General features: G+C 69.7%; 27 protein-coding genes. 21 read left to right on the plus strand and 6 right to left on the minus strand.

Going from position 1 to position 23,456, the window contains the following annotated elements:
* Nucleotides 1-32: 32 nt before the first annotated feature.
* The 18 genes from SJY07_RS25415 (at nt 33) to SJY07_RS25500 (ending at nt 15,678) form a co-directional block, all read left to right on the plus strand.
* Nucleotides 33-1,076: a hypothetical protein gene (locus SJY07_RS25415; RefSeq protein ID WP_380162669.1), complete on the plus strand. Its 1,044-nt coding sequence runs from the start codon at nt 33-35 to the stop codon at nt 1,074-1,076.
* 22 nt (nt 1,077-1,098) lie between these two features.
* On the plus strand, nt 1,099-1,485 hold the full coding sequence (locus SJY07_RS25420; RefSeq protein ID WP_380162671.1) for a hypothetical protein: 387 nt from the start codon (nt 1,099-1,101) through the stop codon (nt 1,483-1,485).
* Between the two features lie 328 nt (nt 1,486-1,813).
* Nucleotides 1,814-1,951, plus strand: a complete 138-nt coding sequence (locus tag SJY07_RS25425) for a hypothetical protein (RefSeq protein ID WP_380162673.1) — start codon at nt 1,814-1,816, stop codon at nt 1,949-1,951.
* 559 nt (nt 1,952-2,510) lie between these two features.
* Nucleotides 2,511-3,029, plus strand: a complete 519-nt coding sequence (locus SJY07_RS25430; RefSeq protein WP_380162675.1) for a hypothetical protein — start codon at nt 2,511-2,513, stop codon at nt 3,027-3,029.
* 116 nt (nt 3,030-3,145) lie between these two features.
* Entirely contained in the window at nt 3,146-3,610 is a 465-nt protein-coding gene (locus SJY07_RS25435) for a hypothetical protein (protein ID WP_380162677.1), read from the plus strand.
* A 629-nt stretch (nt 3,611-4,239) separates the two neighbouring features.
* Nucleotides 4,240-4,533 carry a hypothetical protein gene (locus tag SJY07_RS25440; protein WP_380162679.1) on the plus strand — a complete coding sequence of 98 codons (294 nt, stop codon included), beginning with the start codon at nt 4,240-4,242 and terminating at the stop codon, nt 4,531-4,533.
* A 52-nt stretch (nt 4,534-4,585) separates the two neighbouring features.
* Complete coding sequence (locus SJY07_RS25445; RefSeq protein WP_380162681.1) at nt 4,586-4,936, plus strand: hypothetical protein; 351 nt, start codon at nt 4,586-4,588, stop codon at nt 4,934-4,936.
* A gap of 31 nt (nt 4,937-4,967) precedes the next feature.
* Nucleotides 4,968-5,390: a hypothetical protein gene (locus tag SJY07_RS25450; RefSeq protein WP_380162683.1), complete on the plus strand. Its 423-nt coding sequence runs from the start codon at nt 4,968-4,970 to the stop codon at nt 5,388-5,390.
* A gap of 49 nt (nt 5,391-5,439) precedes the next feature.
* Nucleotides 5,440-5,730 (plus strand): hypothetical protein, encoded by a 291-nt coding sequence (locus SJY07_RS25455; protein WP_380162685.1) that lies wholly within the window; start codon nt 5,440-5,442, stop codon nt 5,728-5,730.
* Nucleotides 5,727-6,158, plus strand: coding sequence for a hypothetical protein (locus SJY07_RS25460; RefSeq protein ID WP_380162687.1), 432 nt, complete (start codon nt 5,727-5,729; stop codon nt 6,156-6,158). The genes SJY07_RS25455 and SJY07_RS25460 overlap by 4 nt, the downstream gene beginning before the upstream one ends.
* 83 nt (nt 6,159-6,241) lie before the next feature.
* The gene (locus SJY07_RS25465) at nt 6,242-7,300 is read left to right on the plus strand and encodes a DUF3560 domain-containing protein (protein WP_380162689.1); all 1,059 of its coding nucleotides are present in this window, start codon (nt 6,242-6,244) and stop codon (nt 7,298-7,300) included.
* Between the two features lie 1,093 nt (nt 7,301-8,393).
* The gene (locus tag SJY07_RS25470; protein ID WP_380162691.1) at nt 8,394-9,440 is read left to right on the plus strand and encodes a DUF932 domain-containing protein; all 1,047 of its coding nucleotides are present in this window, start codon (nt 8,394-8,396) and stop codon (nt 9,438-9,440) included.
* Nucleotides 9,441-10,398: 958 nt separating this feature from the next.
* The gene (locus SJY07_RS25475; RefSeq protein WP_380162693.1) at nt 10,399-10,752 is read left to right on the plus strand and encodes a glutaredoxin family protein; all 354 of its coding nucleotides are present in this window, start codon (nt 10,399-10,401) and stop codon (nt 10,750-10,752) included.
* The gene (locus tag SJY07_RS25480; protein ID WP_380162695.1) at nt 10,749-11,084 is read left to right on the plus strand and encodes a hypothetical protein; all 336 of its coding nucleotides are present in this window, start codon (nt 10,749-10,751) and stop codon (nt 11,082-11,084) included. Before SJY07_RS25475 ends, SJY07_RS25480 begins: the two co-directional genes overlap by 4 nt.
* A 60-nt stretch (nt 11,085-11,144) precedes the next feature.
* Nucleotides 11,145-12,536 carry a toprim domain-containing protein gene (locus SJY07_RS25485; protein ID WP_380162697.1) on the plus strand — a complete coding sequence of 464 codons (1,392 nt, stop codon included), beginning with the start codon at nt 11,145-11,147 and terminating at the stop codon, nt 12,534-12,536.
* Between the two features lie 385 nt (nt 12,537-12,921).
* Nucleotides 12,922-13,899, plus strand: a complete 978-nt coding sequence (locus SJY07_RS25490; protein ID WP_380162699.1) for a hypothetical protein — start codon at nt 12,922-12,924, stop codon at nt 13,897-13,899.
* 307 nt (nt 13,900-14,206) lie between these two features.
* Nucleotides 14,207-15,067, plus strand: coding sequence for a hypothetical protein (locus SJY07_RS25495; RefSeq protein ID WP_380162701.1), 861 nt, complete (start codon nt 14,207-14,209; stop codon nt 15,065-15,067).
* Entirely contained in the window at nt 15,064-15,678 is a 615-nt protein-coding gene (locus SJY07_RS25500) for a hypothetical protein (RefSeq protein WP_380162703.1), read from the plus strand. Before SJY07_RS25495 ends, SJY07_RS25500 begins: the two co-directional genes overlap by 4 nt.
* 101 nt (nt 15,679-15,779) lie before the next feature.
* Here the strand turns inward: SJY07_RS25500 and SJY07_RS25505 are convergent, their stop codons facing one another.
* Both SJY07_RS25505 and SJY07_RS25510 read right to left on the minus strand, forming a co-directional pair.
* Nucleotides 15,780-16,154, minus strand: coding sequence for a hypothetical protein (locus SJY07_RS25505; protein WP_380162705.1), 375 nt, complete (start codon nt 16,152-16,154; stop codon nt 15,780-15,782).
* A 332-nt stretch (nt 16,155-16,486) separates the two neighbouring features.
* Nucleotides 16,487-16,945: a hypothetical protein gene (locus tag SJY07_RS25510; protein ID WP_380162707.1), complete on the minus strand. Its 459-nt coding sequence runs from the start codon at nt 16,943-16,945 to the stop codon at nt 16,487-16,489.
* Between the two features lie 178 nt (nt 16,946-17,123).
* Between SJY07_RS25510 and SJY07_RS25515 the strand changes: the two genes are divergently transcribed.
* The gene (locus tag SJY07_RS25515; protein ID WP_380162709.1) at nt 17,124-17,591 is read left to right on the plus strand and encodes a hypothetical protein; all 468 of its coding nucleotides are present in this window, start codon (nt 17,124-17,126) and stop codon (nt 17,589-17,591) included.
* Between the two features lie 1,105 nt (nt 17,592-18,696).
* Here SJY07_RS25515 and SJY07_RS25520 read toward each other — a convergent pair.
* The 3 genes from SJY07_RS25520 to SJY07_RS25530 all read right to left on the minus strand — a co-directional run bounded on the left by SJY07_RS25520 (nt 18,697) and on the right by SJY07_RS25530 (nt 21,208).
* A complete protein-coding gene (locus SJY07_RS25520; protein WP_380162831.1) occupies nt 18,697-19,962 on the minus strand; it encodes an IS256 family transposase in 1,266 nt (421 codons plus the stop codon).
* A gap of 290 nt (nt 19,963-20,252) precedes the next feature.
* A complete protein-coding gene (locus tag SJY07_RS25525; protein WP_380162711.1) occupies nt 20,253-20,573 on the minus strand; it encodes a hypothetical protein in 321 nt (106 codons plus the stop codon).
* Between the two features lie 215 nt (nt 20,574-20,788).
* Complete coding sequence (locus SJY07_RS25530; RefSeq protein WP_380162713.1) at nt 20,789-21,208, minus strand: immunity 53 family protein; 420 nt, start codon at nt 21,206-21,208, stop codon at nt 20,789-20,791.
* 166 nt (nt 21,209-21,374) lie between these two features.
* Between SJY07_RS25530 and SJY07_RS25535 the strand changes: the two genes are divergently transcribed.
* Nucleotides 21,375-21,944 carry an RNA polymerase sigma factor gene (locus SJY07_RS25535; RefSeq protein ID WP_380162715.1) on the plus strand — a complete coding sequence of 190 codons (570 nt, stop codon included), beginning with the start codon at nt 21,375-21,377 and terminating at the stop codon, nt 21,942-21,944.
* On the plus strand, nt 21,941-22,564 hold the full coding sequence (locus SJY07_RS25540) for a hypothetical protein (protein WP_380162717.1): 624 nt from the start codon (nt 21,941-21,943) through the stop codon (nt 22,562-22,564). Before SJY07_RS25535 ends, SJY07_RS25540 begins: the two co-directional genes overlap by 4 nt.
* A gap of 113 nt (nt 22,565-22,677) precedes the next feature.
* Here the strand turns inward: SJY07_RS25540 and SJY07_RS25545 are convergent, their stop codons facing one another.
* The gene (locus SJY07_RS25545) at nt 22,678-23,163 is read right to left on the minus strand and encodes a hypothetical protein (RefSeq protein WP_380162719.1); all 486 of its coding nucleotides are present in this window, start codon (nt 23,161-23,163) and stop codon (nt 22,678-22,680) included.
* Nucleotides 23,164-23,456 lie beyond the last annotated feature (293 nt).

Here is a 23,456-nt window from a genome sequence, read left to right on the forward strand (position 1 = left end):
ACCCACCCAGTACCCGGACCCGGAGAACCACCATGACCTCCACCGTCACCATCACCGTGACCGGCGTCGGCGACGCCCACGACCTCGACCACGTCCTCGCGGCCATCACCACCGCCGCCCACAGCGGAGACGCATCCGGCACCAGCAACTGGGACGCACTGCACTGGACCTGGGACACCACCCCCGAGGTGCAGTGCATCGACTGCCACGAGCAGATCAGCACCACCCCCTCCCCGGAAGGTCGCTGCGCCTCCTGTCACGCCGAGAACGGCCCCTGCGCCGCATGTGCGCTGGGCGAGCACGACTGGGACGTGGACAACCGCGGCCACTGTGACTGCTGCGGAGCCGCCCTCCCACCAGCCCAGGAGACCGACGTCCCAGTCCCCGACGACCCCGGCTCCACCGGCGACGACGATCCCGACTCCACCGGCAACGACGACCTCGGCCCCACCGACGCCGAACCAGACCCCCACGAGCTGGTCGTCACTGACCCCGACCGCTACCTGGGCGCAGACCTGTTCTCCCTCGACGTGCTCGTGCAGCTCCTGCACCAGGACCACGACCTGCCCAGCGCGTACGTCTGGCAGAGCGGCGGAGGTTGCGCCACCGTCCACGTCGGCGACGTCGTCCGTGACTACGAGGCCATCAAGCGGTGGACCTGCGTAGCCGGCCCCGGCACCTACGGATGGGGAGCCAAACCGAGCACCGCGACCCTGGCCGAGTTTTACGTCGGACCCGAGAGCGGCGACGGCGAGATGGGCTGCACCGACGCCAATGCCGCAGGCTGCCGGACGCTACGCGACGTGGCCGCTCTGACCGCCGCTCAGGCCCGTACTAGCTGGGGCGAGCTCACCGACGCATCCACCCTCGACGCCCTCGGTCTGGACTCCTCGCTTCGCTCCGGTCTACCCGAGGTCCTCGCCGAGCAGGCCCGTTCCCGTGGATGCGCCGAGGCGGCCAACGCCGCCCTACACGCCGCCTACGCGGCCGGTGCCAGCGTCGCCGAAGCCGGACGCGCCTCACGCGAAGCCGCGGACGCCTACCTCGCAAACCACCCCGCACCCACCAACCACTGACCCAGAACGAGAGGCATCACCCGTGAACCGCAACGGCCTACACGCCGCCCGCCACGCCCTGGCCACCACCTTCAGCACCACCCTCGCAAGGGTTGCTGCCTACTACGGCTTCGCCCTCACCAAGCTCCCCGAAGTCCGTGAGGCCATCGTCCTCGACCACCAGGAGCTGGGCGATGCCCCGCACCTGCAATGCCCTCACTGCGAGAGCCTCGACACCCTCGCTGAGATCGACCTCTCCGAACGCTGCAACCAGATCGGAGAGCTGGACTACGGTCTCGACGGCCGCAGCGAGGACCTCTTTGCCTTCGTCGCCGAAGACGATCACAACTACCGCAGCGACCACTACGAGTGCACCGACTGCGGCGGCCACGTCACGATCCCCCACCGCGTCGAGATCTCCTGGGGTTGAGACGTGAATAGCCGCCCCGCACCGGCGGGGCGGCTACTACCGCCCTACGGCCGGGCGAGGGGGGTCGCTGCGCGTCCCTCGCGCTCCCCCAGCTGTCGCCTGCGGCTGGTGCCCGCTCCTTCGTCGCCGGCCAGCGGTCGCCGCTGCGCGACGGCGGTGCTGGTGCCCGCTCCTTCGTCGCCGGCCAGCGGTCGCCGCTGCGCGACGGCGGTGCTGGTGTCCGCTCCTTCGTCGCGGACGCGGTCGGCTCCTCGTGCCTCGTCGCCGGCAGCGTTGCTGCGGACGTCGGGCCGCTCCCCGGGGGGTCATCGTGGCGGTGGTGGGTGGGGTGTTCAAGCCGGGCTCGCGGCGTTCTCTCCTCCTCGTTCCTCGTCGTCGAACTCTGCTCGGCCTGCGGCTGTCCCGGCTCTCGGGCTGCGCCCTCGCCCTGCGGGTGAGCACCCCACCCGCCACCGCCAAGGGCTGATGCCACCCGGTCGGGCCGCTCGTCCTGGGCCGTGGCGGTGGTCCTCGCTCGGTCCTCGTTCCTCGGACCGGCTGCGGGCCGCCGTCTCGGCCGGGGCGAGGGGGGTCGCTGCGCGCCCCTCGCGCTCCCCCAGCCCACTCCTTCGGAGTGGCGCACCTGCGGTGCTGGCCGGGCTCGTGCCTCGCCCGGTCGGCCCGACCCTGCGGGCCGGCGTTTGTTTGCTCATGCCCCTCCCGGCGTCCGATCGTGACCGACCACGGGTCTGAGCCAAGTCGAGGCGAACTGCGTTCGTCCCCGCCGGTCGAAACCATCTTCGTCACCTCGCTGCTCCTTCCTCGTTCCTCGGTCGTCGCTGACTGCGCGAGGTGCCCAAGATCGTTTCGCCCTCTGGGGCAGACCTCGACTCGCCGCGAGCGGCGCCCTACGGGTGTCACAGCCCCTTAGTTCGGTCTCGATTTGACGTGCCGGGAGGGGGCGGTGAGCGGTCGGCGGCGCAGCCGTCGAGGGCTCACGTTCTCCCACCGGCCTACCAATCCGCACCAGCAGGAAGGCACCCACCATGAGCCAGCAGAACACCCACACCAACACCATCACCGCCCAAGCGCTCGTCAGCGCCCCGGTGGCTGCCAGTCGCACCGCCTGGGTGGCCTGGATGAGAGGCGACGACACCGTCCCCGCTGAGCTCCTCCTCCCCGCCATGCTGGACGAAGGCAGTCGGGACGCACTGCTGCTCTACCCCCACCGGGGCGACTGGCACCACAGCGACCCCACCACGGGCCGCACCTGGAACCTCAACGCCCGCGAACTGCTCACCCTCGGCGCGAACGGTGCCCCCAACGAGGACCTCAGCAACCGCATCCTCGACGGCCTGGGCAACGTGCTGGACGACGTGACCCGCAACGACGACGAGCACGCAACCGCCCTCGCCGCCCAAGGCTTCCTCGCCTGGGATGCCGAGAACAACGCCGCCGCGCTGATGTGGACGGCCGAAGCACTGCAGCACAACCCCGGCAACCGTCTCGCCACCATCCTGGACGACGCGCTGCACAACTCGCGTCTACCCCTCTGGCGGCGCTGAGCACCACCGGTCGGGGCGAGACGCCACCTCCCGCCCCGACCGGCGCACAGAGCCTCACCTCTGTGCCGCAACGCGACCCATGCGCCAAGAACCCACCCATCACCACGGAGGACCTCGTGACCACCAAGACGCTGACCGACCTCACCCCCCTGGACGCCCGCCGCGTGGAACTGGCGGTCACCAACCGCGCCGGTTTCCTCGCCGCCGCCCCCTTCATCGGACGCGACGCCGAGACGATCACCCGCTACATCGCCGACGGCAAGCTCGGGGAGCAGATGCCCCACGTCGAACGCGCCCACCTGTGGCAGATCGTGGAGAACTACCTGCGCGAACACCCCGACCTCATGGACCGCGACGACGACGAGCGCGAACGAGTTCTACGCGAACACGCCGCCCACGCCGCTGAGTTGGAGGAGAAGGCGGGCCTAGCTCTCTCCACCACCGACTACTCCACCGCCGCGCGTCTCCTCACGGAGCTGGAGGCCCACGACCCGGACCGCCGCCTGGGTGCCAACGCAATCCCCATCGGTCTCATGCGCGTGGCGATGGAACAGCGCCTCACGACGCCAGCAAACCTGTAGCACCGTCACGTCCTGGGCTGTGAAGCACGACGCAGCCCAGGACGTCGTTTCGCGCGCTGCGCGGGAGGCGGGCACCGCTGGCGCGGCGGCTGTGTGGTGGCGGGTCGGCGGTCCTCGCGGGTTCTCGTTCCTCGAACCCACTGCGGGCCGTCCCGCCGGGCGAGGGGGGTCGCTGCGCGCCCCTCGCGCTCCCCCAGCCGGTTCCTCCTGCGTCGTCACCGCGCACCTGCGGTGCTGGCCGCCGCTCGTTCCTCGCGTCGGGCGGCCCGACCCTCCTGCGTCGGGTCGGAGTTCTTTCTGCTCATGCCCCTCCCGGCGTCCCATCGTGACCGACCACGGGTCTGAGCCAAGTCGAGGCGAACTGCGTTCGTCCCCGCCACCGGGAACCATCTTCGTCACCTCGCTGCTCCCTCGTTCCTCGGTCGCTGACTGCGCGAGGTGCCCAAGATCGTTCCCGGCTCTGGGGTAGACCTCGACTCGCCGCGAGCGGCGCCCTACGGGTGTCACAGCCCCTTTGGCCGGTCTCGATTTGACGTGCCGGGAGGGGGCGGTGAGCGGTCGGCGGCGCAGCCGTCGAAGGCTCACGTCCACGCCCCGGCCCACCTCAAACCCATCCTGCGGAGGATCAAGTGACCGAGAACATCGACAGCCTGACCGGCGACAACACCACCCACACCTACCGCGTTCCGACCGTGGCCGAGGCCCTGCCCGCACTCCGACAGATCGTCGAGACCAAGAGCGACGTCGACGTACCGGGCGGCCTGCCGGTGGACCTGCTCACCGCCTCCGCCATCGTCGGCGTCTACGACCAGGTCAGCCAGCGCCACAAGGACCGCATGGACGCGATGGACCTACTCACCGGGCAGACCTTCGCCTTCAAGGTGCACGAGTTCGCCCGCGCCCGAGCCCGCGGCGATCGCTGAAGATCCCCACACCCTGCCTAGTCAACACCGCCCACCGAAGGAACGAGGACCCGTGAAGACCATCGACGACAGCCACCGCAGCGTTCTCCGCGACGACGCGACCCGCGCGGCCTTCCACGCCGCGACGCCCACCGCGGACCGGCTCACGTGGACCACCGCCGGCGAGACCGTCGTGGCCCACCCCTCCCAGGAGTTCGACACCCCGACCCGCGTCGTCCGCGTCGAGCACGTGAACTGCTGGGCGACGAGCTGCTTCCCCTACCGACCCGGCCCCATGAACTACCGCCAGTCCTGCACCCGCCGCGAGATCCGCGAACCCATCGACTCCCGCCCCCAGGTCCTGGTGATCCGCGAGAACGGCGACACCACCGTCCTGCCCGCCGAGGTCCTGAGCCGCGCCTGAGCCAGCCTGCACCCGACCCCCGGAGCACCCCGTGAGCACCCAGACCACCCCGACCGGCATCCCCATCGAGGACTGCGCCACCTGCGGCTACCGCCACCCGGTCACCCGCACCCACTGCACCGCCTGCGGCAAAGCCACCCTGTTCTGTCACCCGGGCGCCGCCCGAACGCCCGCGCATGAACCTTCCGCGCGCGGCTACGGCGTCTGCGAGACGTCCCGCTACCTGGACTCCCTGACGTGCCCCTGCGGAAACCAGCCGCACGCCAGCGGCTTCTACCCCTCGACGATGACGGCCCAGGAGGTCAGCCCCGACCGCAACGGAGCCTGGGACGAGCGGCACGTTGCCTGCGCCAGCTGTGGGCGCGTCTTCGACCAGACCGCCCACGACGAAACCACCGGACGTGTCCCCGTGGTAGCGGGACCGCAAACCTTCACGCCCCTACCGGCAACCTGAGCGCCCCGACCCGACCGTTCCACCCGACCCCTCCCGAGAGGAACCCATCGTGATCGCCCGATACCTCGACCTCTCCACCGCCCACCTCACCCAACGCGAAGCACAGAGCGCAGCCCAGGAGCTCACCACGACCGGCCCGCGCGTCATCGAGCACGAGTACGGCCTATGGGTCAACGTCCAGCACGACGACATCGAGGACGAGGACCAGAGCCTGGTCGAGAACTTTCCCAACCTCCTCGCCGTGATCCGGTACGCCCGCGAGCAGGGCTGGGACATGAACTGGGTCAACTTCGACCGTGACAGCCCCAAGCTCCCCGACCTTCCCCACTTCACGTGGTGACCGCCGGCACCCGCACCTGCACCGCCCCATCCACCGCGACGGAGAACGACATGACCCCGACCACCACCCACGCCGATGATGGTGGGTCGGCCCCTGCCACGACCGAGCCCATCGAGAGCTGGCCGCAGTGGCGCGACCACGAGACCGCCGAACTGCGGCAAGAACACGGCTGCACTGTCACTGAAGCCCGCCAGGCAGCAGAGCGGCACCGCTGCCACTACGACGCCCACGTAGTCGAAGCGTTCAGCGCCGGCCGTGACCTCAGCCCCCGAACGATCAGAGAGTTACCCGCCTACCTGCTGCACCGGATGACCGGCACCCCGCGGTGGCAGAACCGGGAACTCAACCTGCACCCAGACCAGAACCCTCTACGCCGATACATGGACCGCCTGTACGTCCTGAACACCTCGCGGACCGGCACCTGCTGAACACGTTGCGACCGCAAGAGTCACGAGCCCTGCGGCCTTACGGCCCTACCCCGCCGGTCCCACCCACAACTACGGAGACCACCGTGACCACGACCAACCACCCCAGCGACACCCCCGTCGCCTCCAGTGGCCCAGAGCTGAGCATCACCATCGACGGGGAAAGCGTCACCGTCGAAGGCAGCGAACGCGGCGACGAGCAGGGTAGCGCCGCGCTGAAAGCACACGGGTTCCGCTGGAGCCGCACCCTCGGCGCCTGGTTCCTGCCCCGTCCCTGGCGGGCCGACACGAAACGCCGCCGGGTGCGGGAGTTCGCCGCCACCATGCAGCGTCACGGCCGCAGCGTCGAGGTCATCGACACCGGCGCGGCCCTGGACGCCGCCGCCATCCACGCCGGCCGCCGCGACCGCGCCGCCGACCGAGCGGAGTACCACCGCGACCGCGCCGAAACCGCGGAGCAACGCGCCGCCGAGCACGACGCAGAACGTCGCCGGATCAGCGACAGCATCCCCCTGGGCCAGCCGATCCTCCTGGGCCACCACTCCCAAGCCCGCCACGAACGCGATCTCGAGCGCATCCGTATCGCTGACCGCAAGGACCGGGAACAGACCGAACGCGCCCGCCACCACCAGGCCGCCGCCCGCAGCGCCGACCTCGCCGCCAGCGACACGGAGAACCCGGTCACCACCAAGCGGCGCATCGAGCGACTGGAGACCGAACGCCGCGAGGTCGCCCGCGTACTGGAGCACTACACCGCCCGCGCCAACGAGTCCGTGGACATGAGCGGCGGCGAGATCGAGCACCACGCCGACCTCACGGCCCGCGCCGACGAGCTGGACGAGTCGATCCGCCACCACCGCGCCCGCCTGGCCGAAGCCGTCGAGCAGGGCCGGACGGTGCAGTGGTCGAGAGAGCACTTCCAACCCGGCGACGACGCCCGCACCCGTGGGAGCTGGGTCCGCGTCGTCCGCGTCAACCGTGTCACGCTCTCCGTCTCCTCGGGATACAGCTGGACCAACCCCCTCCCCTACATCGAGGTCCTGGGCCGTCGACGCAACGGGGTGGTGACGAGCAACCCGCACGCCCCCGGGCAGCAGGAACAGCCCGCCGAGCCCACCGTCCGTCCCGAGGTCCCCCAGACCTGAGCTCCGGTGCGTCGTGCGATCGGGGACGGCCGCACGACGCACCACCCCGAGTCCCGCCCCAAGTCCCATCGCGAGTTCCGCTGCGAGTCCCTCCCTTGCTGCGCGGGAGTCGGGCACCGCTGCGCGGCGGCGGTGCTGGTGGGTCGGCGGTCCTCCTCGGTCGTTCCTCCCTCGTGCGGGCCGGCGACCCGGGCGAGGGGGGTCGCTGCGCGTCCCTCGCGCTCCCCCAGCTGGGCCTGCTCCTTCGTCGCCGGCCACCGGTCGCCGCTGCGCGGCGGCGGTGCTCACGGGTGGCGCCTGCGGCGCCGCGGTCGGCTCCTCGTGCCTCGTCGCCGGCTGTGTTGGTTGCGGACGTCGGGCCGCTCCTCGGGTCGTCATCGTGGCCGTGGTGGGTGGGGTGTTCAAGCCGGGCTCGCGGCGTTCTCTCCTTCCTCGTTCCTCGTCGTCGAACTCTGCTCGGCCTGCGGCTGCCCCGGCTCTCGGGCTGCGCCCTCGCCCTGCGGGTGAGCACCCCACCCACCGCGGCCAAGGGCTGACGCCACCCGGTCGGGCCCGTCGTCCTGGGCGGGGTCGGTGGTCCTCGCTCGAGCTCGTTCCTCGCTCGGCTGCGGGCCGCCGTCCCCGCCGGGGCGAGGGGGGTCGCTGCGCGCCCCTCGCGCTCCCCCAGCCCACTCCTGCGGAGTGGCGCACCTGCGGTGCTGGCCGGACTCGTTCCTCGCCCGGTCGGTCCGACCCTGCGGGCCGGCGGTTGTTTGCTCATGCCCCTCCCGGCGTCCCATCGTGACCGACCACGGGTCTGAGCCAAGTCGAGGCGAACTGCGTTCGTCCCCGCCACCGGGAACCATCTTCGTCACCTCGCTGCTCCTTCCTCGTTCCTCGGTCGTCGCTGACTGCGCGTGGTGCCCAAGATCGTTCCCGGCTCTGGGGCAGACCTCGACTCGCCGCGAGCGGCGCCCTACGGGTGGCACAGCCCCTTAGTTCGGTCTCGATTTGACGTGCCGGGAGGGGGCGGTGAGCGGTCGGCGGCGCAGCCGTCGAGGGCTCACGTTCTCCCACCGGCGCACCAGTTCCCACGTTTAGGAAGGCAACCACCATGTCCCGCGAGACCCTCGAAACCCTGAACCTCTCGACCCTCATCGGCTTCACCAGCAAGCGCGGCAACGCCTGGCACTACCGCGAGGAACTGCAAGGCAGCCAGTCCAACCACTACGACGGCGCGATCCCCGTCGCCGACGTCACCCATCGACTGTTCAACTTCACCGCCGAAGCCCGCCCGGTCTACGTCGCGATGCCCGCCGACCTCCTTACCGCTGACGCACTCGACGACGCCGGAAACCCCATCCGCTACGTCCGCATCAACGACCGGCAGGCCATCACCCACAGCGCCACCGGCGACGTCTTCAACCTGTTCACCTCCGGCTACACCATCCACCAGTTCGGAAAATGGCTCATCGACACCGTCTCCCCGCTGCTGAGTGACACCATCACCATCGGATCGGCCGGAGTCTTGCGTCAGGGCGCGGTCGCCTGGGTCAGCGTCGAAGCCCCTGAGAACCAGGTCACCCGAGAGGGCGTGGAGTTCCGGGCCAACCTCCTTGCCGCCACCAGCCATGACGGCAGCATGGCCACCACTTACAAGATGGTCGCGACCAACGTCGTGTGCGACAACACCATGAGCGCGGCCCTACGCGAACGGGGCCCGCAGTACAAGGTTAAGCACTCCCGCCACAGCACGATGCGCCTGCAGGACGCCCGCGACGCGCTCGGTCTACTCGAGATCACCACCGACAACTTCGCCGCCGAAGTCCAGGCCCTGTGCCAGCAGACCGTTACGAATGCCCAGTGGAGCGCGTTCCTCACCGCCACCACTCCCATCCCCAGCACCCCCGGCCGCGCGCAGACCCTGGCCGTCACCAAGCAGGACACCCTGCGCCGCCTCTGGAACGACGACCCGCGCGTCTCCCCCTGGGCCGGAACCAGCTTCGGCGTCCTGCAGGCCGTCAACACCTACACCCACCACGAGCAGACCGTGCGCGGCGCGGGACGCGCCGAACGGAACATGCTGCGCGCCGTCACCGGCGGTGTCGACGAGCTCGACCGCACCACCCTGGCCACCCTTGACCGGGTCCTCGCCGCATAACCACCGCCTGAGCACTCACGAGGTCCCCGCCGCGCTCAGCGGCGGGGACCTCCCCGGCGCGTCGTTTCGCGCGCTGCGCGGGAGGCGGGCACCGCTGGCGCGGCGGCTGTGTGGTGGCGGGTCGGCGGTCCTCGCGGGTTCTCGTTCCTCGAACCCACTGCGGGCCGTCCCGCCGGCGAGGGGTGTCGCTGCGCGCCCCTCGCGCTCCCCCAGCCGGTGCCGCCTCCTTCGTCGCCGGCAGCGGTCGCCGCTGCGCGGCGGCAGTGCTGGTTGCGGCCGTGGGGCCGCTCCCCGGGTCGCCATCGTGGCCGCGGCGGGCGGGGGCGACAAACCGGCTCGCTACCGCTCGGGCTGCGCCTCCCCGGTTCTCGGGCTACGCCCTCGCCCTGCGGGTGTCTCCCCCACCCGCCGCGGCCAAGGGCCGGTGCCACCCGGTCGGGCCCGACGTCCTGGTCCTGACGGACGGGCGAGGGGGGTCGCTGCGCGCCCCTCGCGCTCCCCCAGCCGGTTCCTCCTGCGTCGTCACCGCGCACCTGCGGTGCTGGCCGCCGCTCGTTCCTCGCGTCGGGCGGCCCGACCCTGCGGGCCGGCGCTCTCCTTCTTTCCCCTTACCCTCCCGGCGTCCGATCCTGACCGCCCCGCACGCTGAGTCAAGTCGAGCTCGCTGCGCTCGACCCGCTGCGTGAGAACCATCTTCGTCCCCTCGCTGCTCCTCCTCCCTCGTTCCTCGCTCGTCGTCGCTGACTGCGCGAGGGGCCCAAGATCGTTCTCCCTCCGGGGTTTCCTCGACTCGCGGCTGCGCCGCGCCCTGCGGGTGTCACAGCGCGCTCCTGGCGGTCCTGATCGAACAGCGCCGGGAGGGGGCGGGGGATGGTCGGCGGGCTCAGTTTCCGCCGACCATAGTTCTCGCTCCGTCTGACCTGAACTCGTTGACCAGTCCCAGGAAGGAATCCAGCCCATGAACGTCACCCTCTACACCACCGGCCCGAGCTGCATCCGCTGCCGACTCAGTGCCAACCTGTTGAAGAACTCCGGGGTTGCGTTCGAGACCGTCGACATCAGAACCGACCCCGCGGCGCAGCGCTACGTCACCGAAGAACTCGGATACGTCGAAGCGCCAGTGGTTGTCGTCACCGACTCCCCGGCCCCTGGCCTTCCCCACCTGGCGGGCCTGGCGGACCCGGACCACTCCAGCATCACCCCAGACGCCCGCCTCTGGCACTGGAGCGGATTCCGCCCCGAGCAACTGCTCGCCCTCAGTGAGGGATCCACGGCCCAGAACGTCGAGCGATCCACGGCAGGTGCCTCATGACTGGACCAGAGCACGACGGCCAGAACGCAGGCCAGGAGATCCAAGAAGTCGAGGACCTCTACCGCCAGCTCAGCCAGGGGCAAATCTCTCAAACGGCCTGGATGGGCAACGACAGGGAAACCCTGCTGTGGCTCTTGTCCCAAGGAGAACCCATCCCGAGAAACCACCCGGAAACTATTGCAGCACAGTTTAACTCTAGTAGAATAGAACACGAGGCAGCCCCCCACTACTGGCAGCTTGACCGGGTGGTCCTCCTCGTTATCGCAGCACTTGCAGCAGCGGACCTCGCTCTCATCCTCTGGTTCGCTCACGTGATTCTCGGCTGGTTCTGAGTGAGCCACCACGACAGCAATCACGACAGCAACCAGGACAGCAACCGAGGAGGACCCCCGATGAGCACCACTCCCACCCGCCGTGCCTTCAGGTCCGGTGAGCCGGTGACCGCTTCCCACGCCCCGGGCCGCCACGACAACCGCCTCATCCGCCGATCCCTGCAGCGGGCCACCGCCCACGCTGCCGCCACCGGCGCCAGGCCCACCCACCAGATCACGCAGGAGGATGAGATGTCTGAGGCGATGCGTGGGGGGACGACCAAAGGGTTGCCGGAGGTCATGTCGGACGCGATGCCAGACGTCATGCTGGGTGTCGTCGCGCAGAGCGCGTTGCAGGACGAGGCCTCCCAGGTCGACGAGCTCACCGTGCTGCGCGCGGTCGCAGCCGATGCCGCCACCTACTTCCGCGCCTGCCTTCAGGACCCCACCACCGGACGGCGTGCGCGTCGCACACTCGCCGCGCGAGGGCTCCCGATCCTCACCCCCGCCGACGGGATCGGCTACGCACCCGAAGGATGGAACGGCCTCACCACCCACCTGCAGGGCATGGGCTACAGCGACGAACACCTCCTGGCCGCCGGCGTCAGCACCCGCAGCCGAAACAGCCAGCTCCTCGACCGCTTCCGCGCCCGCATCACCTTCGCGATCCACGACGTCGCCGGCGATGTCGTCGGCTTCACCGCCCGCGCCTTCGACGAAGACCGCGCCGCGGCCGCCGCGACGGACCACGACCTGCCCAAGTACCTCAACACCCACGCGACGTCGCTGTACCGCAAGCGGGAACTGCTCTACGGGTTCACCCCCCAGGCCCGCGAGCTGCTGCGCGCCGGGGCGTTACCGGTCCTGGTCGAAGGCCCCACCGACGCCCTGGCCATCACCCTGGCCGGGGCTGGGCGCCGCGTCGGGATCGCCAGCTGCGGCACCGCACTGACCAGCGAGCACCTCACCTTCCTCGAGGACGTCCTGCGCACCCTGAGCACCCATGACCGCCAGGACTGCCAGGACGGCCAGGCTGAAGGCGAAGACCTGCCCCTGCTTCACGCGCAGGGCCTGGCCGTGGCCTTCGACTCTGACACCGCGGGACGAGCTGCCGCCCACCGGGCCTGGGAGCTCACCACCGTCCGGGGCCTGCGTCCCTTGGAGGTCCTCCTGCCTGAGGGGGCAGACCCCGCCAGCCTGGCGCGCACCCACCTCAGTGAGCTGCTCGAGACGATCGAGATGCCCCTGAACCTCAGCCTCATCCGCGACGCCGTCCGCCCCTGGGCTGATCGTCTGCACGAAGACACCAGCCAGCTGCACGCGGTACGGGCAGCGGTCCGACTGATCGACCCCACCTACGACGACCTCGACCTCGGACGGTGCCTGACAGCGGTGGCGGCCGCCACCGGCGCCGACATGACCTGCGTGATCGACGAAGTCTTGGACTACCGCGCCAACGGCACACCCACCTGAACCTGCACTGACCTCGACCGACCAGCGCGACCAGACCGATCAGGAAGGACGAACCACCATGACCACCACGACCACCAACGCGGCGGCCCCGATCAGCGACGACCTCGCGGCCCTACGCCGCGCAGTCGTGCAGGCCCGCCTACGCCGCCGCGGGCGCGGCGACGGCGGACCACGTCGTCTCCTTCCGCCCGCGCCTCGTGCACGCACCGGGGCGACCCCCAGCCAGCGGACCCACCGTGCAGCCACCACCTCGACCCGCGCGGTCGCCGGCGCCGTGGTCCGAGGTCAAGAAACGAACCGCAGGAGCAGCAGCAGGGCCGACGGTAGGGGCGGCGGCAGGGGCGGCGGCAGGTTCGGCCAGGACCGGGCGGGCACAATCAGGGACGTGGCAGCGACCCTGTGGACGCGAGACGAAGAGACGCGACTGGTCCAAGAGCTGCGCGACGGCCTCACCGTTGACGACATCGCCACCGCCCACCAGCGCACCGCTCTGGCCATCCTCGCCCGCGCCTCCCGCATGACCCCCGACGAACTCCCCGCGGACGACGCGCAGGCACAGACCGGGCCACTGACCCGCGCCCAGCGCACGGAGTGGCTACGCGAACAGCTGCACACCAACCCGGCCTACGACTGGGCCGCCCACCTGGGCGAGACCCGGCGTCGCCGCTACGCCGAAGTCCGCTCCCTCGCCCCGCGCACCGGCGCCATCTGGACCGCAGACGAGGACGCCCAGGTCCTGGCCGCCACCGCGGCCGGCGTCTCCAACGTCGAGCTCGCCGCGCAGCTGCAGCGCTCCGCGAAGAGCACCGCCCGCCGCGCCTGGCGGCTCACCCAGAGCGGTGAAGAGGCCGCATCGAGTGCCACGGGTGACGTCGACAGCCGACCCGCCGCCGAGGAGGCCCCGCCGGGCCCGGCCTCGCAGACCCCGGCGTCGCAGGCCCCGACGTCGCAGATCCTGAAGTCGCCGGCCCCATGGTCGCTGACCCCCTCGACGACTCCGCGCTCACCCGAGGTGGACCCGGTCAGCAGCTCACCTCGAGCTGAAGCGGGTCACAGTCCGAGCGCACACGGACAGCCCTGGACCGAAGACGAGACCTTCCAGCTCATGGAAGAACTACGCCAAGGGCTGAGCGCCGACGACGTCGCCGCCGCCCACGGACGCAGCGTCCGCGCCATCAACGGACGCGCGGCCACCGTCCTGACCCACCTCACCGGCAGCAAGCACGCACTGGCGCAGGACAGTGCCGAGCAGCTGCGCACCCGCCTGACCCGCACCGCCACCACCGCCGGGGAACACGACGTCGACCGTGCAGCCATCGCGGTCGTGCACGACCTTCTGGGCGCAACGCAGGTCGACGCCTGACCCCGCCACCGCAGGCCGGATGCAGTACCGACCTCCGCGTCCTACCGCAGCCTCATCACACCGGGAGAACCCATGACGGATCCCAGGCCAACTGGCCTACGAGCCGCTCTCCACCGGTGGGTGCCTCGTCGCGACGAAGTGTCCCCGTCGTGGAAGCTCGTCAGCACTCCCGAGGAGATCCCGCTGGGCTACACACCCCCCGTCCAGTCACATCCCGACCACCAAGACGATGGGGACCCCCACAGCCCCCAGACCGGCGCCGACCACGACGAACGTCTCCGCCTCCAGCGATGAGTAGGACCCGACGATGAGTGAGCAACCCCACCGGCCCCGCATCGCTCACTCCACCCCGCGGCCGCCGTTCCTACCCACCACCGCGCGCATCGAAGCCGGTCCGGCCGGCTCCCTCGTGCAGGCTCGTGCACGAGCCCGCGCGCTGCGCGAGGCTGCGCACGGTCCCTGGCGCCGGGACCGGCGAGTACGGATGCTCGCCGTCGCCATCGCTGCGCTCATCAGCTGGTTGGCGGTCCTGCTCATCAACGGTTCCGGGGCCCTGGAGACCCTGGTCGCCATCGTCCTGCTGGGCCTGGTCGTGGCCGCCGCGGTCAGTGTCCTCACCCACCGGCAAGTCTCGGCGCTGGAGGCGGACCTGACCCGCCAGATCGAGGCCACCCACGCTACCGCCACCGCCCTGGACGAGCTCACCGCCGCGGGCTGGGTCGTCCTGCACGACCGGCTGCTCACCGGAACCGAGCACCGCCTGGCCCACGTCCTCGTCGGGCCCATCGGCGTCGTCCTGGTCACCGAGATGCCCGAGCACGGCCCGCTGCGCCTGCTGCCCAACGGCGTCTTGGTCTCCGGCGACGTCGTCCTGACCGACTGGCTCGACACCCGCTGGTGGGAGGCTGACTACCTGCAGATCATCCTCACCCAGGAACTCGCGCACTGGCCCTGGAACGGCGCGGTCATCCCCGTCCTCATCGCTCCCAACTCCACGTCCTTCCCGCTGCCACCCGTCATCGCCAACGCCACGGTCCGCACCACCACCCAGCTCGTGCCCTGGCTCTCCACGCTGCCGCAACCGCTGTCGCGCCTGGCGGTCGCGCACCTCGCCGAGACCCTGCGCGAGCAGTGCGAACCCGCCGCCGTCGACGAGGGACGAGCGTGAGCGGCAGCGAACCGAGAGACCCGGCGCAGGACCTCGCGCCGCTCGACGCCGACGCCGCCGGCACCCTCATCGACGCGTCCAGCGACCCGGCCGACTCACCGGCCCTAACGCCTGCGCAGGTGCTGCGCTTCGCCGCCGAGGACGTCGACCGCTTCTGGTCCTATGTCCTGCGCGGACCCGAACGCGAGGACTGCTGGTTCTGGACCGGAGCCATCGCCGACGACGGCTACGGCCGCTTCTGGACCGCCGACCCCACCCGCGCCAGCGGACAGCACGTGCACCGACCCCACCGCTTCGCCTACGCCCTGGCCACCGGCGACCGCCTCACCCCCGACGAGCTGCTCTGCCACGGCTGCGACATCCCGCTGTGCGTGCGGGTCGCCCCTGAGCACGTCGGCCTGGGCGACCAACGAGCGAACATGCTCGAGCGGACCCGCCGCGGCCGCCACGCCTCCGGCGCGACCATCTGGCGCTGGCGCGGGATCTCCCGCACGCAGCGCGTCGCCCGCTCCCGGGAACTGCGCCAGGTCCTACGCACCCACGGTTGGGACCGCGACCGCATCCACGCCGTGCTCTCCGGACAGGACAGCAACACCCCCACCCTCTGGTGACTGCTCACCGCGACGTCGCGCGCACCGCGGGATGATCGCGAGGTCGGCGACGTCCACGACAGCGGGATGACCGGTAGATCGGCTGGACGCGAACGAGGAGCTCAGCCGGGGTGCCTCACCAAGCGCACCATCACCGCGATCAATCCCCACACCACGCTGAGCAGCACCAAGCCTTGCGCGAGGGGCAGCAACCACCAGAGCACGAAGACGGCGCTGTCGATCTGGAACCACTCTGTCCCGCGTACGACCCACACTGCGGCAGCGACGTAGCAAGCCGCGGCGGTAGCCGCCGCCGCGCAGGCGTGACGTAGCCCCCGCTCCAGGGATTCAGTCGAGGGTGGCCGCAGCACTCGAGCCGCGGCATAGCAGCACAACGAGCCCACGATCATCTGCACCAGTACGCCCAGGATCTGCGCGCCACCGTTGCCTGAGGCGCTCAGCACCACGCTGAGCAGGAGCACGGGGATCGTGGCCACTGTCAGTGCTCGTCGCGCTTTCGTTGCTATGTTCCAGCCGTGGCGAGGTCGGAAAGGGGTGACCCATTCCGTTCGCGGTAGGGGGTCCACGGTCTGGTCGTTCACCAGATCAGCATGACCCACAGGTTCAGCTCGCGGCTGGCGAACGGCCGCTGGTTCATCCGCATGACCACGCTCGGAGAGCGGCAAGACCGTGCATCCCGCACCGCAGGGGATATGCGGGTGATCTTTGCGCGCGGGGTGCACCCGGACATCGGCGTGACCGCGACGTCGCCGCCAGCTCAGAACTGCGCACAACGCGGGATGACCGGACGTCAGCGCGCTCGTCGAGGTCACGACCGTCCAGGGGTCGCTGGGGCAGGTCCTCGCCTTAGCTCGTCGGCAGGTAGAGGCGGGTTGCCCCACCACCACACCCCGTCCTCATCGGGGACCATCGACTCCAGCACCGACCCCAAGGGCTCTTCGATGTCGGAGGTCACGATGTCGTCGGCGAGGTCCACAGCGAGGTCGATGTCGGGTACGGGCAGGTTCAAGGGGTAGTGCTCGACCTCATCGAGGTGGCGCCGCAGGCCAGTGGTGAAGTCCCACCAAGGGTGGCGGTACACCACGTGCAGGACTGGGTGCCCGCCGTGGACGCTAGTCCAGGACCGCACCACCTGTACCTGGCCGCCGGTGACGGCCAGGTGGCGCGCAGGGTCAGTGAGTTGGCGCATCAAAGCAGCGTGAACATCGTTGGCCCACCGCTGGGGGTCGTCCCGGATGCGTGCCGAGGTCTCTGCCGGAGCGTCCATGGCTCTTGTTCTACCGGTCAGGCTGATCGCTCGGCCATCGGCAAGACCCTGACGTCTCAGGCAGCTCAGGACCGCGCACAAGGCGGGATGACCGCGCGGTCGCCGGTAGCCCTCTCCGTCGCGGAACCGTCCCCGCGCTGGTGGCGTCTGAGGCGGCATCGTGCGAGGGCGCGCGAGGGTGGGGAACGGAGACGAGATGCGTCATGGTTCGGTGCTGCAGCCTCTGGAATGGTTGACAGCGGTGGGCGTGGCGGTGGGTGTGGTGATGCTGGCTTTGGCGGGCTGCTCAGCCGTCGCAGGAGTAGGCGGTGACCCTTGCCTACCGCCACCGCTGCAGGTGAGTCCCTCCACGGTGGGTGCTGGTGAGCAGGTCACCGTTTCCAGTGGCCCCATCACCTGCGGTGCGACGTATCCGGAGGGGACGACGTACACGCTGATGTTGAAGGCGGGCAGCGACGCACTGGTGCAGGTGGCCGAGGTTCAGGTGCCGGCTGATGGTGCCTTCTCCTCAGTCGTCACTGTTCCGGCGTCGACTCCGGCTGGTGAGGTTTCCCTCGCCGTTGTGGGCAGCTTGTTCGATCAGCCCTGTCAGGACGGGGAGGGCAGCTGCGCCGCGTACACGACCTTGCTGACCGTCATCGCTTGAGCGACCGCGACCGCGACCGCGCACTGAGCAGGGCGAGACCTGCGAGGTCGTCGACGTCCAACAACGAGATGATCGTGATGGGCGCCTGATCGGCACCTGAGCGGTGTGGCGAGCAAGCGGTGTCGAGGGAAAGGTGCGTGGGTGTCTTCGTCTGCTGAGGTGTCGCCGGAGGTTCAGGCTGCGATCCGGTCGTTGATCCCCACCTCAGCCATCAACTGGACGATCAGGCCGCGTAGTCGAGATCCCGGGTTGCTGTATTGGCGTCAGTCGGTGGTGCAGGAAGCGGCTGCGCAGCGGCTGCTCGGCTTCCCCGCGCCTGTCTTGTCGAGCCTGCGCGGTAAGGGCGTTGTGGAGTATCTGAGTTTGCAGGAGAGCCTGGAAGGTCCTGGGGCGGCGAGGACGGCGAGGACGGCGGTAGCTCGTGGTGATGTTCGTTTCCGGGCGTCGTACCTGCCGGTGGGGTTGGCGTGGGTGAGAGCGAGTAGGGACTCGATCCTTCATGGGGCGACGTTGTTGACCTGCAGCAGTGAGTTCGACGTGTCTGGAGCTGCGCCCAGGGCTGGTGTGCGTAGGGCTGGTGCGCCCAGGGCTGGTGTGCCGGGAGCTGTGCCTAGACCTGGTCCGCCTAGGGCTCGTGTGCCTGGAGCTGTGCCTAGGGCTGGTGCGCCTGGAGCTGGCGCGCCTGGAGCTGTGCCTAGAGCTGGCGCGCCTGGGGCTGGTAGCGGCGTGGGGTGGCCGCAGCGGTTGGCGTTCGGGAAGGCGGATCGCGGGCGTGAGGGTGCGCAGTTGGAGCAGGACTTCACGGTCGTGCAGGTGGGTGGGACGCAGGTGGGGGTGCAGGTCGGTGAGTCGGGTTTGGTGTGCCTGACGTGGAGGGTTCGGTGCGCGGGGAGGTGGTGTCGGATGAGTGTGATGACGCAGCGGGATGCGGTGGCTGCGGTGGAGTTGGTGCTGGGTGATGGGTTGCTGCGGGCCCGGTGAGCCAGAACCGTCACGCTTGTCGCCAGCGGAGTCGTTGCGGGATGACCGGGAGGTAGCTCGCTGCTGCTGCGGTCCGAGGCCAGGGAGCCTGTCAAGACTTCTGTGTAAGTGACTGTTGAGTTCGTCAGTTGATGTGACCATCGAGACGGTCGGGGAACATGAGTTCGAGCTGGTTCAGCGCGATCTTCCAGCCGTGGGTGCCGGCACCCTCGATCAGTTTCGCTGGCCCTGAGCGCTGGTTGGCGGGCTTGCCGCGGTCCTTCTCCCGCGCCCGAGCCCGCTTGTCCTCGATATCGCGGATCGCCAGCCACAACAGCTTCACCGCCGCGTCGTCGGAGGGGAAGTGACCCCGATTCTTGATGATCTTGCGGAGCTGGTAATTCAACGACTCGATCGAGTTCGTCGTGTAGATGACGCGACGGACGGCCGGCGGGAAGGCCAGGAAGGGCGTGAACCGTTCCCACGCCCGCTCCCAGACCGCGACCGCCGCGGGGTACTTCCGGCCCATCTCGGAGTCGGTCAGTTCCTCAAACGCCGTGCGAGCGGCGTCGACGTCGGCGGCGGTGTAGACGTCCTTCAGCGCGCGGGAGAACACCTTGCGGTCCTTGTCGCTGACATAGCGGTTGGCGGCCCGGATCAGGTGCACCACACATGTCTGGACGACCGTGCGAGGCCAGGTCGCCTCGATCGCCTCGGGCAGACCGGGCAGCCCGTCGCAGCAGGCAATGAGGACGTCCCGCACGCCCCGATTCGCCAGTTGCGCGCAGACCGAGGCCCAGAACTTCGCCCCCTCACTGGCATCGACCCAGATCCCCAGGACGTGCTTCACGCCATCGGTGTCGACGCCGATCACGATGTGCGCGTGGCGGTTACGGACCTGCCCGCCGTCACGGACCTTCACCACGATGGCGTCCAGGAACAGCACCGGCCACACCTCATCCAAAGGGCGCGACTGCCAGGCTTTCACTTCCTCCAGGACCGCGTCGGTGATGTTGGCGATCGTCTCGTGGGACAGATCTGTGCCCAGGGTCCGGGCGAAGTGGGTTTGGATGTCGCGCACCGTCATTCCACCCGCGTAGAGGGAGATGATCTGCTCCTCCAACCCACCCAGGCGGCGGGCGCCCTTCGGGACCAGGCGAGGTTCGAACGTCCCGGCTCGATCCCGCGGCGTGGCCAGCGGGATGTCCCCGACTTCACTGGCGACGGTCTTGGGGGTCGAGCCGTTGCGGGAGTTCGCCGTTCCTCGACCCGCCGGGTCGCCCTTCTCATAGCCCAGGTGGTCATCGAGCTCAGCGGCCATCCCGCGTTCGAGGACGCGGCGGATCAGTTCGGGCAGGAACCCGCCTTCCCCGGTCAGCGCGACCCCGCCCTGACCGGCCTGGGCGATCATCTGGTCGATGACGTCGTCACCGAGGAAGTCCCGGCGCAACGCGGCGGCGGGGGTCTGCTCGCGGGGGTCTGGGCGATGCTTCGGCACCGGGCCAGCCTGCAGCTGCTGCTCAGCGCTGTCGAGTGCCTGCCACAGCCGCTCAGCCTTGGTCGTGTCCGTGCTCATCGAGGTCTCCTTCCGCCGGCTTCACGCCAGCGTGTCGGCAACGCCCCTTACACAGACCATCTGACACGCCCAGGCCAGGCCCAACCCCCACGTCGCGAAGGCCCGGGAGGGGGCGCTCTCCACGCTCAGCCCTCCATCGAAGGGGCCTTGTCGCCTGTCTTCCCATCGGCGACCTCGCGATCCCCCAAGGGCTGTGACAACACCACCGTCACCGGCTCTTGGCAGTCGTCGTCGGAGCTCCGCTTGGTCGAGACCACGGTGATGACCACCTCGGCGTCGGACTCCTCCAGCGTGGTCTCGGGATCCCCGTCGCAGGTGTCGACCCACAGGATCAGCTCGTCGTCGTCGGAGACGGACCAGCCCTCGATGCGCTGAGGGCCCCGGCCCTCTCCGTCGGCACAGCCAGCGGCGAAGGCGGTCAGCAGGCAGGCGACGGCGATGTTCACCAGGCGAGGCGTCGAGGTCATCCGCCACGGTCTCAAGCTCGTGGCGGTAGCACAGCCACCTCGCGCAATTCGTCAGATCAGGTCGTCGCCAACGCCGGGGCGACTGCCCTCACCGCGGGATGACCGGGCGACCGCCCGGTGCGCGGGATGGCCGCGAAGTCGTTCCGTGCGCTAGGTGCGCATCGGACCAACCTGGCGGGTCGTCTCTGGCGCAGTTACAGCGAGGCTGTCTCGGTTGCGTCGTGGTCTTGGTCGCCCTGCACCCAGCGGCGGAACAGGTACAGCACCTCACCCAGGTTCAGTGGACCGCAGGCGGCGACGAAGGTGTCCTCCTCGCGGCGGATCACGTACCAGTCGTGCTCGCTACGTTCCAGCTTGAGCGGGTGGAGCTTCTGGCCAGCGGCCGCGGTGTCGGCGAGGTCGATCTTGATGTGCCAGCCGGGGTTGTCGAGGGTCTCGATGCGGATGCCCTCGCCGTGCTCCCACTCGTCATCGCAGTTTGAGGTGAACCACGCCTGCAGCCACTCCAGGGCGCCCGGAGGGGACTCACGGTCAGGGTCAGGGCCAGGGCCAGGGCCGGGGCCGGGGTCGGGGCCGGGGTCGGGGTCGGCGTCCTTGCGGCGACTGAAGATCACGAAGCGAGGCTAGCGTTCGGCGCCGCAAGCTCGAAGTAAGCGGTGCTTCGGGTTCGACAGCTCGCGAACATCGCGGGATGACCGCGATGTCCTCAGTCGGTTACTGCCGCGATGCAACCACTGGGTCGGCTGCGGCGTATCAGGCTGTGAGAGGGGGTGAGGGCCAGTGAGCTCTTACAGCGACACGTCATTCGACGACTTCGCCGCGGCGGCGATACCGCGGCTACGGCGGGTGGCGTATGCCTGGTGCCACGACTGGCACCACAGCGACGACATCGTGCAAGACACCCTTGAACGGGTCTACGCCGCCTGGGCTCGTGTGCGCCGCAACGGCGAGGAGTACGCCTACGCGCGCACCACGCTGGTACGCCGGCTCATCTCCGAAAACCGCCGTGCCTGGCGACGACACGAGACGACGATGACCGCTGACGCCTTCGCCGAGGCAGCTGATGCCCACCACGCGATCAGTGACGGGACCGGTCAGGTCGACACCCGCCTAGACACCACTGACCTGCTGGCCCGCCTCCCTTTGCGTCAGCGGGCCGTGGCCGTGCTGCGCTTCGTCGAGGAGCTTCCCGTCGCCGAGGTCGCCGAGCTCTTGGGATGTTCGGAGGGCACCGTCAAGAGTCAGGCCCACCACGCCCGGATGGCGTTGCGCGCCGGAGCCCAGGCCAGCAGCCACGACGGGCTGCCAGGGCAGTCAGCTTCCACCTCACGACGAACGGAACGGTCATGATCAAGCGGCTTGATGAGCGTCTGGGAGACGACTTCGACGTCGAGGCTCAGTTGCGGCAGGACCTGCACACGCGTCCGGCACCTGCGCTGGCATTCGACGTGGGAAGGGTCAAGCAGCGGGGGCTGCGCCGTCGTCGCCGTGCCCAGATCCTGCCCGCAGCGGTGTTGGCGGTGGTGGTGCTGGGGGGTGGTGCTGCGGTGGTCGGTACGGGCGCGTTCTCGGGTGTGGGTCGCGGGGGTGTGGTCAGCGTCGCCCCGGCGGATGCCTCGGCGGCGTCTGCTCAGCAGGTGGTGCGCAGTGCGATCGAGTTGAACGAGCAGGGGTTGAACATGCAGGCCGCGGAGCAGTTCTGGTACCCCGGTTACGCCGACACGGCTGACTTCACGACGGAGAAGCTGCAGATCACCGACCTGGTCATCGGGATGCCGACGGCTGACTCCGGCGAGAACTTGTCGGGTCAGTGGGAGCACACGGTGGCGGTACCGGTCAGCTGGACCCACGTGCAGGCCAGCGGGTCAGCTGCGGCTGGGCCGTGGTCGGGTTCGTTCGTCCTGGTGCGTCACGCCGATACCGATCCGTGGCGGATCGCATCGGTCGAGTCGTCAGCGGCGCAGCGCTGACCCCGCTCCGGTTCGTCATCGGGTTGCACCATGACCGCCCTCTGGTCATCGTCATGACCGCGAGGTCGTCAACGTCCTGGCCTGCCGCCCAACGCGCATCAGATGCCTCGCGCTTACGTCCCTGACTCAGCGCCCTTGACAGGCGCAGCGCGGTCCATGCCGGCGAGCAATTGGGTAGCTCTATCGCGGATCCACTGGTCAAGCTCCTCATCGGTGCTCCAGCCACGCTGCCACGGGTCGGCCGCTTCGCACATGGGCGCTAGCTCGTCGGGGAGGGCGAGCTCTGCGGACTCCTCAGCGATGAGCTCAGCTCCCTCCTGGGGTGGGAGAAGGCCCTCGAGGATGGCGTGGGCGTAGGTGTGGACCATCACCCACCGGGCTTGCTCGTCGGTGAGGTGGGGAGCGTGGAGCTGCTCTAAGGCGGTGGCGAGCAGGAGACGCAGTTCGGCGGGGTCGTGCTCGGGGGATGCTGTGGCTAGCTCGCGGACGGCGGGTGAGTCGTAGCCGCGGCTGAGCGCGGTGTTGGCCCAGGTGCTCATGTGCTCGGGCGGGAGGTAGCCGAGCACGGTGCGGGCGCGGGCACGCTGGAGGGGGTCCACGGGTGGAGTATCGATGAGGTGGGCCGCTGCTGGGCTGCCTTTGCCCGGGGTGGTTGAGGTACGCCCTGAGCAACTCGCCCGCTCGCTCGTCGGCATGAGAGCGATGTCGCCGACGGCCGGGACCGCGCACCGTCCGCGGGATGACCGTGCGCTGCGGGTAGGTCAGTGATCACGTCGAGGTCGACTGCGACTCTGATCGATCGCCAGACCCAGGCCAAGGCCGGCGAGGGGGAGGATGGCTCCTGCGATACGCAGTGGTACAGACTCCGAGTAGATCCCGACGATTAGGGCGA

The organism is Kineococcus sp. R86509 (assembly GCF_042466365.1).
GTDB lineage: Bacteria > Actinomycetota > Actinomycetes > Actinomycetales > Kineococcaceae > Kineococcus.

What these genes read in the sequence shown, in the direction of transcription:
- SJY07_RS25415 (WP_380162669.1), top strand. Translation starts at nt 33, where the DNA reads ATGACCTCCACCGTCACCATCACCGTGACCGGCGTCGGCGACGCCCAC.
- SJY07_RS25430 (WP_380162675.1), top strand. Translation starts at nt 2,511, where the DNA reads ATGAGCCAGCAGAACACCCACACCAACACCATCACCGCCCAAGCGCTC.
- SJY07_RS25470 (WP_380162691.1), top strand. Translation starts at nt 8,394, where the DNA reads ATGTCCCGCGAGACCCTCGAAACCCTGAACCTCTCGACCCTCATCGGC.
- SJY07_RS25475 (WP_380162693.1), top strand. Translation starts at nt 10,399, where the DNA reads ATGAACGTCACCCTCTACACCACCGGCCCGAGCTGCATCCGCTGCCGA.
- SJY07_RS25480 (WP_380162695.1), top strand. Translation starts at nt 10,749, where the DNA reads ATGACTGGACCAGAGCACGACGGCCAGAACGCAGGCCAGGAGATCCAA.
- SJY07_RS25485 (WP_380162697.1), top strand. Translation starts at nt 11,145, where the DNA reads ATGAGCACCACTCCCACCCGCCGTGCCTTCAGGTCCGGTGAGCCGGTG.
- SJY07_RS25495 (WP_380162701.1), top strand. Translation starts at nt 14,207, where the DNA reads ATGAGTGAGCAACCCCACCGGCCCCGCATCGCTCACTCCACCCCGCGG.
- SJY07_RS25510 (WP_380162707.1), bottom strand. Translation starts at nt 16,945, where the DNA reads ATGGACGCTCCGGCAGAGACCTCGGCACGCATCCGGGACGACCCCCAG.
- SJY07_RS25520 (WP_380162831.1), bottom strand. Translation starts at nt 19,962, where the DNA reads ATGATCGCCCAGGCCGGTCAGGGCGGGGTCGCGCTGACCGGGGAAGGC.
- SJY07_RS25540 (WP_380162717.1), top strand. Translation starts at nt 21,941, where the DNA reads ATGATCAAGCGGCTTGATGAGCGTCTGGGAGACGACTTCGACGTCGAG.